Annotated in this window: 10 protein-coding genes; all 10 read left to right on the forward strand. The window is 62.2% G+C overall.

The genetic code is table 11. From position 1 onward, the window contains the following. Nucleotides 1–71 precede the first annotated feature (71 nt). The 10 genes from C4J94_RS06430 to C4J94_RS06475 all read left to right on the forward strand — a co-directional run bounded on the left by C4J94_RS06430 (nt 72) and on the right by C4J94_RS06475 (nt 12,249). A complete protein-coding gene (locus C4J94_RS06430; protein ID WP_124385407.1) occupies nt 72–1,694 on the forward strand; it encodes a methyl-accepting chemotaxis protein in 1,623 nt (540 codons plus the stop codon). Next, a complete protein-coding gene (locus tag C4J94_RS06435; protein ID WP_124385408.1) occupies nt 1,694–2,206 on the forward strand; it encodes a chemotaxis protein CheW in 513 nt (170 codons plus the stop codon). The genes C4J94_RS06430 and C4J94_RS06435 overlap by 1 nt, the downstream gene beginning before the upstream one ends. Then, on the forward strand, nt 2,203–3,462 hold the full coding sequence (locus tag C4J94_RS06440; RefSeq protein WP_124385409.1) for a protein-glutamate O-methyltransferase CheR: 1,260 nt from the start codon (nt 2,203–2,205) through the stop codon (nt 3,460–3,462). The genes C4J94_RS06435 and C4J94_RS06440 overlap by 4 nt, the downstream gene beginning before the upstream one ends. After that, nucleotides 3,459–4,160 (forward strand): chemotaxis protein CheW, encoded by a 702-nt coding sequence (locus C4J94_RS06445; protein ID WP_124385410.1) that lies wholly within the window; start codon nt 3,459–3,461, stop codon nt 4,158–4,160. Before C4J94_RS06440 ends, C4J94_RS06445 begins: the two co-directional genes overlap by 4 nt. Continuing rightward, nucleotides 4,157–6,430: a hybrid sensor histidine kinase/response regulator gene (locus C4J94_RS06450; RefSeq protein WP_124385411.1), complete on the forward strand. Its 2,274-nt coding sequence runs from the start codon at nt 4,157–4,159 to the stop codon at nt 6,428–6,430. The genes C4J94_RS06445 and C4J94_RS06450 overlap by 4 nt, the downstream gene beginning before the upstream one ends. Further along, nucleotides 6,427–7,437: a chemotaxis response regulator protein-glutamate methylesterase gene (locus C4J94_RS06455; protein ID WP_124385412.1), complete on the forward strand. Its 1,011-nt coding sequence runs from the start codon at nt 6,427–6,429 to the stop codon at nt 7,435–7,437. Before C4J94_RS06450 ends, C4J94_RS06455 begins: the two co-directional genes overlap by 4 nt. A 52-nt stretch (nt 7,438–7,489) precedes the next feature. Further along, entirely contained in the window at nt 7,490–8,491 is a 1,002-nt protein-coding gene (locus C4J94_RS06460; RefSeq protein WP_124385413.1) for a PleD family two-component system response regulator, read from the forward strand. 240 nt (nt 8,492–8,731) lie between these two features. Next, a protein-coding gene (gene prfB / locus C4J94_RS06465) for a peptide chain release factor 2 (protein WP_098465888.1) occupies nt 8,732–9,827 on the forward strand; the annotation gives its coding sequence in 2 pieces (ribosomal slippage) (nt 8,732–8,803 and nt 8,805–9,827; 1,095 coding nt in all). 96 nt (nt 9,828–9,923) lie between these two features. Then, nucleotides 9,924–11,426 (forward strand): lysine--tRNA ligase, encoded by a 1,503-nt coding sequence (gene lysS, locus C4J94_RS06470; RefSeq protein ID WP_124385414.1) that lies wholly within the window; start codon nt 9,924–9,926, stop codon nt 11,424–11,426. A gap of 106 nt (nt 11,427–11,532) precedes the next feature. Further along, nucleotides 11,533–12,249 (forward strand): TetR/AcrR family transcriptional regulator, encoded by a 717-nt coding sequence (locus tag C4J94_RS06475; protein WP_124385415.1) that lies wholly within the window; start codon nt 11,533–11,535, stop codon nt 12,247–12,249. Nucleotides 12,250–12,289: the final 40 nt, after the last annotated feature.

A 12,289-nucleotide genomic window follows, 5' to 3' on the forward strand; every position in this document is an offset into this window, starting at 1 on the left:
AACCATTGATTAATAGACACCATCGCTCAGCTATACTCCCCTCCATTTGAATGGCCCTTCGAGGAATTACTGTGAAGAACTGGACCCTGCGCCAACGGATTTTGGCGAGCTTTGCGGTAATTATCGCGATCATGCTGCTGATGGTCGTGCTCTCGTATTCGCGGCTGTTGAAAATCGAAACCAGCGAGAGTTCCGTGCGGGACGACGCCGTGCCTGGCGTGTTTTTCAGCTCGATGATTCGTAGCGCCTGGGTCGACAGCTACCTGCAAACCCAGGAGTTGGTCGGGATCCACAAGAACCAGGGCCTCTCCGACGTCGACAAACAGGACTACAAGTCTTTCGAGGAGCGCCTTGAGCAGCACATGGCCAGCTACGTGAAGACGATCAATTTGGGCCAGGACCGCACCGAATTCGATGCCTTTGAAAAATTGCATCAACGCTACAATCAGGCTCTCGCACAGGTGTTGGAGGCGCATCAGGGCAACAATGCCGCCGAGGCGCTGCGGCTATTCAACGAGCAACTGACGCCCGCCTGGGTCGCAGGCCGCATGAAACTCAATGACATCATTTACGAGAACAAACAGGTCGCCGACGACGCCACCGCTGCCATCGACAGTGCGGTCGAGGCTGCGAAGATCAGCATGGGCGTCTCGCTGCTGCTGGCGATTCTTGCCGCCGCGCTGTGTGGCCTGCTGTTGATGCGCGCAATCATGGCGCCGATGAAACGCATCGTCGATATCCTCGAAACCATGCGTACCGGCGACCTGAGCAAGCGCCTGAACCTTGAGCGCAAGGACGAATTCAATGTCGTGGAAACCGGCTTCAACGACATGATGGCCGAGCTGACCGCCCTGGTTTCCCAGGCGCAGCGCTCGTCGGTGCAGGTCACTACGTCGGTGACCGAGATTGCCGCCACCTCCAAGCAGCAACAGGCCACCGCCACTGAAACCGCGGCCACCACCACTGAAATCGGCGCCACGTCCCGGGAAATCGCCGCGACATCCAAGGACCTGGTTCGCACCATGACCGAAGTGTCTACCGCCGCCGACCAAGCCTCGGTCGCCGCCGGTTCCGGCCAGCAGGGCCTGGCACGCATGGAAGAAACCATGCACTCGGTGATGGGCGCTGCCGACCTGGTCAACGCTAAGCTTGCGATCCTCAATGAAAAGGCCGGCAACATCAACCAGGTGGTGGTGACCATCGTCAAGGTGGCTGACCAGACCAACCTGTTGTCCCTCAACGCTGCCATCGAAGCCGAGAAAGCCGGTGAATACGGGCGCGGCTTTGCCGTGGTCGCCACCGAAGTACGCCGCCTGGCCGACCAGACCGCCGTGGCGACGTACGACATCGAGCAGATGGTGCGCGAGATCCAGTCGGCGGTGTCGGCAGGCGTGATGGGCATGGACAAGTTTTCCGAGGAAGTGCGCCGAGGCATGTTCGAAGTGCAGCAAGTGGGGGAGCAACTGTCGCAAATCATCCATCAGGTCCAGGCCCTCGCGCCGCGGGTGTTGATGGTCAACGAAGGGATGCAGGCTCAGGCCACCGGCGCCGAGCAGATCAACCACGCACTCGTGCAACTGGGGGATGCCAGCAGCCAGACCGTCGAGTCCCTGCGCCAGGCCAGCTTTGCCATCGATGAACTGAGCCAGGTTGCGGTCGGTCTGCGCAGCGGCGTGTCGCGTTTCAAAGTGTGATGAGCGACCTCGCGGCTAAACGCGGCGCCGTCCCGGCAGCGAAAAAGGCGTTGTTCCTGGTGTTCCACATCGGCAATGAGCGCTTTGCCCTCAAGGCGACCGAAGTGGTCGAAGTGCTGCCGCGCCTGCTGCTCAAACCCATCGCCCATGCCCCTGTGTGGGTGGCGGGCATCTTTGCCCACCGGGGCGCGCTGGTGCCGGTCATCGACCTGAGCGCCCTGACCTTCGGCACCCCGTCCCAGGCTCGTACCAGTACACGACTGGTGCTGGTCAATTATCAGCCGCAGCCTTGGAGCGATCCGCGTTGGTTGGGGCTGATCCTGGAGCAGGCCACCGACACCCTGCGTTGCGACCCGGCCGAATTCCAGCCCTATGGCCTGGATAACCGCCAGGCGCCTTACCTGGGGCCGGTGCGCGAAGATGCGCTGGGCTTGATGCAATGGATTGGCGTCGCCGAACTGTTGACCGATGACGTACGCGCCTTGCTGTTTTCCAGTGAGTTGAGCCTATGAGCAATGACCCGCGCTTCTCGGCCTTCCTGAAGGAACGCATCGGCCTGGATGTCGCCTCGGTGGGCGAGGCGATCATCGAACGTGCGGTGCGCCAGCGTTGCCAGGTGTCCCAGGCACAGACGGCGGAGGCGTACTGGCAGCTCCTGCACAGCTCCCATGACGAGCAGCAGGCGCTGATCGAAGCGGTGATCGTCCCTGAAACCTGGTTTTTCCGCTATCCCGAGTCCTTCGCCACCTTGGCCCGCCTGGCGCACGCACGATTGGCCGAGATCAAGCAGATGCGTGCCTTGCGCATCCTCAGCCTGCCGTGTTCCACCGGCGAAGAACCCTATTCGATCGCCATGGCTCTGCTTGACGCGGGCTTGGCGCCGCACCAGTTCAAAGTACAAGGGCTGGACGTCAGCCCGCTGTCCGTGGAGCGTGCCCGCCGCGGTGTGTACGGCAAGAACTCGTTTCGCGGCGCCGATATCGAGTTTCGCGACCGTCATTTCACTGAGGACGGCGGTGCTTACCGCATCAATGACCGGGTTCGCGAACAAGTGCGCCTGCAAGTCGGCAACCTCCTCGACCCGACGCTGCTGGCCAATGAGCCCACCTACGACTTTGTGTTCTGTCGCAACCTGCTGATCTACTTCGACCAGCCTACCCAGAAGCAAGTCTTCGATGTGCTCAAGGAATTGACCCACGTCGACGGCGTGCTGTTTATCGGCCCGGCCGAAGGCGGCCTGCTCGGGCGCCATGGCATGCGTTCGATTGGCGTGCCGCAGTCCTTTGCGTTCAGTCGACATGTGGAGCCGGCCGCCCCCGTCCCAGTGTTTGTACCAACGCCGGCACCCACGCGGCAGCGCAGCTCGGCGCCGGTAGCGCTCAAGCCGCGCCCGTTCAGTACGCTCAGCGCCCAACCGGCGCCGGTCAAGGCGCCGCCTACGCAGGCCAGCGAGTTGCTCGACCAGATCGCCACCTTGGCCAATGAAGGCAAGAGTGCCGAGGCCCGTGCTGCCTGCGAGCGCTACCTGAGCAGCCATCCGCCGGCCGCGCAGGTGTTCTACTGGCTGGGCTTGCTCAGCGATGTAGCCGGCAGCGCCCAGCAAGCCCAGAGTTATTACCGCAAAGCCTTGTACCTGGAACCGCAGCACCCGCAGGCCTTGATGCACCTGGCCGCGTTGCTCGACTCCCAGGGCGACAGTGCAGGAGCGCGCCGTTTGCAGGCGCGCGCCGCGCGTAGCGAGCGAGCTGACAGTGAGTCCAAACGATGAGTAGCCCTGACGCGCTCGACACCGCAGGCCTGGACCTGACCCTGGCTGAAACCAACGCCATCGATGATTGCTGGAACCGCATCGGCATTCACGGCGACAAATCCTGCCCGCTGCTGGCAGACCACATCCATTGCCGCAATTGCTCGGTCTATTCCGCCGCCGCCACGCGCCTGCTCGACCGCTATGCGCTGCAGCAGGACGACCAGCGTGCGCAGGCGACTGAAACACTCGATAACCAAGTAATCACCCGCTCGTTGCTGATGTTCCGCCTCGGCGAAGAGTGGCTTGGCATCGCCACCCGTTGCCTGGTGGAAGTGGCACCCTTGCAACCGATCCACTCTCTGCCGCACCAACGCTCCCGGGCATTGCTGGGCGTGGCCAACGTACGCGGAGCATTGGTGGCCTGCCTGTCGCTGGTGGAATTGCTCGGCCTGGACAGCACCGGTACCGGCGCTACGGGCGGGCGCATCATGCCGCGCATGCTGATCATCGCCGCGCAGGACGGCCCAGTGGTGGTCCCGGTGGACGAAGTGGATGGCATCCATGCCATCGATGAGCGCATCTTGAACGCCGCATCGGCCTCCGGCACCCAGGCCAGCGCACGCTTCACCCAGGGTGTTTTGCAGTGGAAAGGCCGCAGCCTGCGCTGGCTGGACGAGGCTCAGTTGCTGTCCGCCGTGACCCGGAGCCTCGCATGACCCCCGACCAGATGCGCGATGCCTCGCTGTTGGAGCTGTTCAGCCTGGAAGCCGATGCGCAAACCCAGGTGCTCAGCGCAGGCCTGCTGGCCCTGGAACGCAACCCGACCCAGGCTGATCAGCTCGAAGCCTGCATGCGCGCCGCGCACTCGCTCAAGGGCGCGGCGCGGATCGTTGGCGTGGATGCGGGCGTCAGCGTGGCCCATGTGATGGAGGATTGCCTGGTCAGCGCCCAGGAAGGCCGGTTGTGCCTGCAACCCGAACATATCGACGCGCTGCTGCAGGGCACTGACTTGCTGATGCGTATCGCCACGCCGGGCAATAACGTTGGGGCGGCGGATATCCAAGCCTATGTGGCGCTGATGGAGCGCCTGCTCGACCCGTCGCAGCCCACCGCCATGGTCGCGCTGAAAGCTGAGCCAGCGCCTGCACCGGTGGTCGAAGCACTGCCGCCTGAGCCTGAGCCAGCGCCTGCCGTGATGAGCGAGCCGCCGCGTCAGGGAAAGCGTATGACCGAAGGCGGCGAGCGCGTGCTGCGGGTCACGGCCGAGCGCTTGAACAGCCTGCTGGACTTGTCCAGCAAGTCGCTGGTGGAAACCCAGCGACTCAAGCCTTATCTGGCCAGCATGCAGCGCCTCAAACGCATCCAAAGCAACAGCCTGCGCGCCTTGGATGTGCTGGAGGGGCACCTCAAGGTCGTCGACTTGAACCTTGAGGCCCAGGAAGCCCTGGCCGATACCCGCCGCCTGTTGAGCGAAGCCCAGGCGCTGCTGGCGGAGAAAAATGCCGAGCTGGACGAATACGGCTGGCAGGCCGGCCAACGCGCCCAGGTGCTTTACGACACCGCGCTGGCCTGCCGCATGCGCCCGTTTGCCGATGTGCTGGCCGGGCAGGTGCGCATGGTGCGCGACCTCGGTCGCAGCCTGGGCAAGCAAGTGCGTCTGGAGATCGAGGGGGAAAAGACCCAGGTCGACCGCGACGTGCTGGAAAAGCTCGAGGCGCCACTGACGCATTTATTACGCAATGCCGTCGACCATGGCATCGAAATGCCCGAGCAGCGGCTGCTGGCGGGCAAGCCGGCGGAAGGCTTGATTCGCCTGCGCGCGTCGCACCAGGCCGGGCTGCTGGTGCTGGAGTTGAGCGATGACGGTAACGGTGTGGATCTTGAGCGCCTGCGCGGCACCATCGTCGACCGGCACCTGTCCCCGGTGGAAACCGCGCTGCGCCTGAGCGAGGAGGAACTGCTGACGTTCCTGTTCCTGCCGGGTTTCAGCTTGCGCGACAAGGTGACCGAGGTCTCCGGCCGTGGCGTGGGCCTGGATGCGGTGCAGCATATGGTGCGGCAACTTCGCGGCGCAGTGGTACTGGAGCAAACGGCGGGGCAGGGCAGTCGCTTTCATCTGGAGGTGCCGTTGACCTTGTCGGTGGTGCGCAGCCTGGTGGTGGAAGTCGGCGAAGAGGCCTATGCCTTCCCGCTGGCGCACATCGAGCGCATGTGCGACCTGGCCCCCGAGGACATTGTGCAACTGGAAGGTCGCCAGCACTTCTGGCACGAGGGCCGGCATGTCGGCCTGGTCGCGGCCAGCCAGCTGTTGCAGCGCCCGCCGGGGCAAACCCCTTCGGATACCTTGAAAGTGGTGGTGATCCGCGAACGCGATGCCGTGTATGGGATTGCCGTGGAGCGCTTTGTCGGCGAGCGCACGCTGGTGGTGTTGCCGCTGGATGATCGCCTGGGCAAGGTCCAGGACATTTCCGCCGGGGCCCTGCTCGATGATGGCTCCGTGGTATTGATCGTCGACGTGGAAGACATGCTGCGCTCGGTGGACAAACTGCTTAACACCGGCCGCCTGGAACGAATCGCCAGGCGCAGCCAGCAGGCCACCGAAGCACCGCGCAAGCGGGTGCTGGTGGTGGACGACTCGCTGACCGTGCGTGAGCTGCAACGCAAGTTATTGCTCAATCGCGGTTATGAAGTGGCGGTCGCGGTCGACGGCATGGATGGGTGGAACGCATTGCGTTCCGAGGATTTCGACCTGCTTATCACTGACATTGATATGCCACGCATGGACGGTATTGAATTGGTCACACTCTTGCGCCGTGACAGTCGCCTGCAATCGTTGCCGGTGATGGTGGTTTCCTACAAGGATCGTGAAGAAGACCGACGCCGTGGCCTCGACGCCGGCGCCGACTATTATCTAGCCAAAGCCAGTTTCCATGACGACGCCTTGCTCGACGCCGTGGTTGAATTGATTGGAGGCGCCCGGACATGAGGATCGCGATCGTCAATGACATGCCCCTGGCCGTCGAGGCATTACGCCGCGCCTTGAGTTTCGAGCCGGCCCATGAAGTGGTGTGGGTCGCCAGCAATGGACTTGAAGCGGTGCAGCGTTGCGCGGAGGTGACGCCGGATCTGATCCTGATGGACTTGATCATGCCGGTGATGGATGGTGTGGAAGCGACCCGCCAGATCATGGCCGACACGCCGTGCCCGATCGTGATCGTCACCGTGGACCGCCAGGCCAATGTCAGCCGCGTCTTTGAAGCCATGGGGCACGGCGCGTTGGATGTGGTGGACACGCCGGCGCTGGGCGTGGGTAATCCCAGGGATGCGGCGGCGCCGTTGTTGCGCAAGATCCTCAATATCGGCTGGCTGATCGGCCAGCGAGGCAGCCGCGTGCGCGCCGAGACCGCGCCGCAGCGCAGCACCGGCAAGCGGCAAAGCCTGGTGGCCATTGGCTCTTCGGCGGGTGGCCCGGCGGCCCTGGAAGTGCTGCTCAAGGGGTTGCCCCGTGACTTTCCCGCCGCCATCGTGCTGGTCCAGCATGTGGACCAGGTGTTCGCCGCCGGTATGGCCGAGTGGTTGAGCAGTGCGTCCGGCTTGCCGGTGCGCCTGGCCCGTGAAGGCGAGCCACCGCAAAGCGGCGTGGTCTTGCTGGCCGGCACCAACCACCATATTCGCTTGTTGAAAAATGGCACGCTAGCCTATACCGCAGAGCCGGTGAACGAAATCTACCGGCCTTCGATCGATGTGTTTTTTGAAAGTGTCGCCAGCCATTGGAACGGTGACGCCGTCGGCGTATTGCTGACCGGCATGGGGCGCGACGGGGCCCAAGGCCTCAAGTTGATGCGCGAACAAGGATATTTGACCATCGCCCAGGACCAGCACAGTTCGGCGGTGTACGGCATGCCCAAAGCGGCGGCGGCGATTGACGCCGCTGTTGAAATTCGCCCACTGGATAGAATTGCGCCCCGACTGCTGGAGGTCTTTGCAAAATGATCGAACATCTCCCGCAGTGCTGGCTTGCAGGTAGTAATTCAGGTGACTGCACATGAATGATTTACAGCTCGACGACTTCAAGACCGACGAAAACGCCGCCATGGTGCTGCTGGTCGACGACCAGGCCATGATTGGCGAGGCCGTGCGGCGCGGCCTGGCCCATGAAGAAAACATCGACTTCCACTTTTGCGCCGACCCGCACCAGGCGATCGCCCAGGCGATTCGCATCAAGCCGACGGTGATCCTGCAAGACCTGGTAATGCCCGGCCTCGACGGCCTGACCCTGGTGCGCGAATACCGCAATCATCCGGCAACGGCGAATATCCCGATCATCGTGCTCTCCACCAAAGAGGATCCGCTGATCAAGAGCGCAGCCTTTGCGGCCGGGGCCAACGATTACCTGGTCAAGCTGCCGGACAACATCGAACTGGTGGCGCGCATTCGCTATCACTCGCGCTCCTACATGACCCTGCTCCAGCGTGACGCGGCCTACCGTGCGCTGCGGGTTAGCCAGCAACAATTGCTGGACACCAACCTGGTGCTGCAACGGCTGATGAACTCCGATGGCTTGACCGGGCTGTCCAATCGCCGTCACTTCGACGAGTACCTGGAACTGGAATGGCGCCGTGCCATGCGCGACCAGACCCAGCTCTCCTTGCTGATGATCGACGTGGATTTCTTCAAGACATTCAACGACAGCTTCGGTCACGTCGAAGGCGACGAAGCCCTGCGCAAGGTCGCCGCCACCATCCGCGAAGCCAGCAGCCGTCCCTCGGACCTGCCGGCGCGCTACGGCGGTGAAGAGTTCGCGTTGGTGCTGCCCAATACGTCGCCTGGCGGTGCGCGGCTGGTCGCGGAGAAACTGCGCATGGCCGTGGCCGCGCTGAACATTCCGCATATCGCGCCGGCTGAAGGTTCGAGCCTGACTATCAGCATCGGCTTGTCGACCCTGACGCCGGTGCAAGGCACCGATTGCCGCCAGTTGATCATGGCGGCGGACAAAGGCCTGTATACCGCCAAGCACAATGGGCGCAACCAGGTCGGCATCGAATAACTCAAGGCCGGCTCAAAGCCAAATGTGGGAGGGGGCTTGCCCCCGATAGCGGTGGGTCACTCAAAGATTATCTAACTGATCCACCGTCATCGGGGGCAAGCCCCCTCCCACATTTAGATCTTCATGGGGCTTGGGATTGTGTACAAATCCCTGCCTTTTCGACCAGGCGGACTGCCGTTTCCAGGCGTTTGCCGGTATACTCGCCGGCTTTCAAAAGTTCGCCAACGAGTGCTGCCCGCCATGGAAATCAACCCGATCCTTAACACCATCAAGGACCTGTCCGAGCGCTCCGAAACTATTCGGGGGTATCTTTGACTACGATCAAAAGCATGAGCGCCTGACCGAAGTCAATCGCGAGCTTGAAGATCCGAGCGTCTGGAACAAACCTGAATATGCCCAGGAACTGGGCCGCGAGCGCGCTGCGCTGGCGCAGATCGTCGACACGCTCGACGAACTGAACACCGGCCTGGCCGACTGCCGCGACCTGTTGGACATGGCCGTTGAAGAAAACGACGAAGGTGCAGTGGGCGATGTCGTCGCCGAGCTGGCCCGTCTCGAGGAAAACCTCGCCAAGCTTGAATTCCGCCGCATGTTCAGCCACGAAATGGACCCGAACAACGCCTACCTGGACATCCAGGCCGGCTCCGGTGGTACCGAGGCCCAGGACTGGGCCAACATCCTGCTGCGCATGTACCTGCGCTGGGCCGACAAGCGCGGTTTCGACGCGACCATCATGGAACTGTCGGCCGGTGAAGTGGCTGGCATCAAGGGCGCGACCGTGCATATCAAGGGCGAATACGCCTTTGGCTGGTTGCGTACCGAAATCGGCGTACACCGCCTGGTGCGCAAGAGCCCGTTCGACTCCGGCAACCGCCGCCATACCTCGTTCAGCGCTGTTTTCGTCTCGCCAGAGATCGATGACAAGGTGGAAATCGAGATCAACCCGGCCGACCTGCGCATCGACACCTACCGCTCCTCGGGTGCCGGTGGCCAGCACGTAAACACCACCGACTCGGCCGTGCGTATCACCCACGTACCGACCAACACCGTGGTCAGCTGCCAGAACGAGCGTTCCCAGCACGCGAACAAGGACACCGCCATGAAAATGCTGCGGGCCAAGTTGTACGAGCAGGAAATGCAGAAGCGCAACGCGGCTTCCCAGGCGCTGGAAGACACCAAGTCGGACATCGGCTGGGGTCACCAGATCCGTTCTTATGTGCTCGATGCGTCGCGGATCAAGGATTTGCGCACTAACATCGAACGCAGCGACTGCGACAAGGTGCTCGACGGCGATATCGACGAATACCTGGAAGCCAGCCTCAAATCCGGCCTCTAAAGAACCCTGTAGGAGCGGGGGGGACGCCTAGTCCTTGCCTCGCGATCCCCAGCCGAAGGCTGGGGAAAACGTACCTGTGATGGAATTTCAAAAGACATGAGCGACCAACAACTCGACCCGCAAGCCCTGCAACAGGAAGAAAACTCCCTGATCGCCCTGCGCAAGGAAAAGCTTGCTGCCGAGCGCGCCAAGGGTAACGCCTTCCCCAACGACTTCCGCCGCGACAATTACTGCGATGCCCTGCAGAAACAGTACGCGGACAAGACCAAGGAAGAGCTGGCGGAACTGGCGATCCCGGTCAAGGTGGCGGGTCGCATCATGCTCAACCGTGGCTCGTTCATGGTGATCCAGGACATGACCGGGCGTATCCAGGTCTACGTCAACCGCAAGACCCTGTCCGAAGAAACTCTGGCCTCGGTGAAAACCTGGGACATGGGCGACATCATCGCAGCCGAAGGCACCCTGGCCCGTTCCGGCAAGGGCGACCTGTACGTCGAGATGACCAACGTGCGCCTGCTGACCAAGTCGCTGCGCCCGCTGCCGGACAAGCACCACGGCCTGACCGACACCGAGCAGCGCTACCGCCAGCGCTACGTTGACCTGATCGTCAACGAAGACGTGCGCCAGACCTTCCGCGTGCGCTCGCAGGTCATCGCTCACATCCGCAGCTTCCTGATGCAGCGTGACTTCCTCGAGGTGGAAACGCCGATGCTGCAAACCATCCCCGGTGGTGCCGCAGCCAAGCCGTTCGAAACCCACCACAATGCGCTGGACCTGCCAATGTTCCTGCGTATCGCGCCGGAGCTGTACCTCAAGCGGCTGGTGGTTGGCGGCTTCGAAAAGGTCTTCGAGATCAACCGCAACTTCCGTAACGAAGGCGTCTCGACCCGTCACAACCCTGAATTCACCATGTTGGAGTTCTACCAGGCCTACGCCGACTACGAAGATAACATGGACCTCACCGAAGAACTGTTCCGCGAGCTGGCGCAGCTGGTACTGGGCAGCACCGACGTGCCGTACGGCGACAAGGTCTTCCACTTCGGCGAGCCATTCGTGCGCCTCTCGGTGTTCGACTCGATCCTCAAGTACAACCCTGAGCTGACCGCCGATGATCTGAACGACATCGACAAGGCGCGTGCCATTGCCAAGAAAGCCGGCGCCAAGGTGCTGGGCTTCGAAGGCCTGGGCAAACTGCAGGTGATGATTTTCGAAGAGTTGGTGGAGCACAAGCTGGAACAGCCGCACTTCATTACCCAGTACCCGTTCGAGGTATCGCCGCTGGCCCGTCGCAACGACGACAACCCGAACGTCACCGACCGTTTCGAGCTGTTCATCGGTGGCCGCGAAATCGCCAACGCCTACTCCGAGCTCAACGACGCAGAAGATCAGGCCGAGCGCTTCATGGCCCAGGTGGCCGACAAGGATGCAGGTGATGACGAAGCCATGCACTACGACGCCGACTTCGTACGTGCCTTGGAATACGGCATGCCGCCAACCGCTGGTGAAGGTATCGGCATCGACCGCCTGGTGATGCTGTTGACCAACTCGCCGTCGATCCGCGATGTGATCCTGTTCCCGCATATGCGGCCACAAGCGTAACCGTAGCGAAATCAGAAGCCGCCTTTTATAAGGCGGCTTTTTTATGTGGCGTGAACTCGCGTCAAGCAAACAGCGCCAGATTTTTTTCCAGTCAAGGATGTGTGTGGTGAACCGCGTAATGGCTCAAGAAGGCGCCGCCGGCATTGCCGCTGCCGTGGCAGAAAGCGTCCAGTACCAAGGCCGCAAGGCCAGCCGCCGGGGCAGTGAACAGCGCCGGCAAGACATTCTCGATGCAGCCATGCGCATCGTCGTGCGCGATGGCGTGCGGGCCGTGCGCCACCGGGCCGTGGCGGCGGAGGCCGGCGTACCGTTGTCGGCGACCACCTACTACTTCAAGGACATTGACGACCTGCTCACCGACACCTTCGCCCAATACGTCGAACGCAGTGCGGCCTTCATGGGCAAGCTGTGGGTGCGCAACGAAGGCCTGCTGCGTGAGATGGTCGCCTACGGTGACGGCAGCCCGGCGTCGCGCTCGCAACTGGCCGATGACATTGCGCGGCTGACCGCCGACTATGTGCAGCGCCAACTGGTCAACCGCCGCGAATACCTGATGGCCGAGCAGGCCTTTCGCCAGGAAGCCTTGTTGAACCCGCGACTTGCCGAACTGGTACGCTCCCACCAACAGATCCTGTTGCAGGGCACCGGGCAGTTTTTCCAGGTACTGGGCTCCCGTGAGCCGCAACAGGATGCCAAGGTGTTGACGGCGATTATCAGTCGGATGGAATATCAGGGCCTGTTGGGCGGCGCAGAGCCTCTGGCCGCTGACGAGATGCTGGAGATACTCAAGCGCTACATGCACCTGGTGTTGGCCTCGGTCTGATCACCAGGGATGTTCGATAAAGGCCACGTTTAAAGAGGAA

Origin of the sequence: Pseudomonas sp. R5-89-07, from assembly GCF_003851685.1 — a bacterium.
In the GTDB taxonomy this organism is placed as follows: domain Bacteria; phylum Pseudomonadota; class Gammaproteobacteria; order Pseudomonadales; family Pseudomonadaceae; genus Aquipseudomonas.

Excerpts from the sequence above, each read along its gene's own strand:
- C4J94_RS06445 (WP_124385410.1), top strand. The coding sequence starts at position 3,459 with ATGAGTAGCCCTGACGCGCTCGACACCGCAGGCCTGGACCTGACCCTG.
- lysS (WP_124385414.1), top strand. The coding sequence starts at position 9,924 with ATGAGCGACCAACAACTCGACCCGCAAGCCCTGCAACAGGAAGAAAAC.
- C4J94_RS06455 (WP_124385412.1), top strand. The coding sequence starts at position 6,427 with ATGAGGATCGCGATCGTCAATGACATGCCCCTGGCCGTCGAGGCATTA.
- C4J94_RS06460 (WP_124385413.1), top strand. The coding sequence starts at position 7,490 with ATGAATGATTTACAGCTCGACGACTTCAAGACCGACGAAAACGCCGCC.
- C4J94_RS06435 (WP_124385408.1), top strand. The coding sequence starts at position 1,694 with ATGAGCGACCTCGCGGCTAAACGCGGCGCCGTCCCGGCAGCGAAAAAG.
- C4J94_RS06450 (WP_124385411.1), top strand. The coding sequence starts at position 4,157 with ATGACCCCCGACCAGATGCGCGATGCCTCGCTGTTGGAGCTGTTCAGC.
- C4J94_RS06440 (WP_124385409.1), top strand. The coding sequence starts at position 2,203 with ATGAGCAATGACCCGCGCTTCTCGGCCTTCCTGAAGGAACGCATCGGC.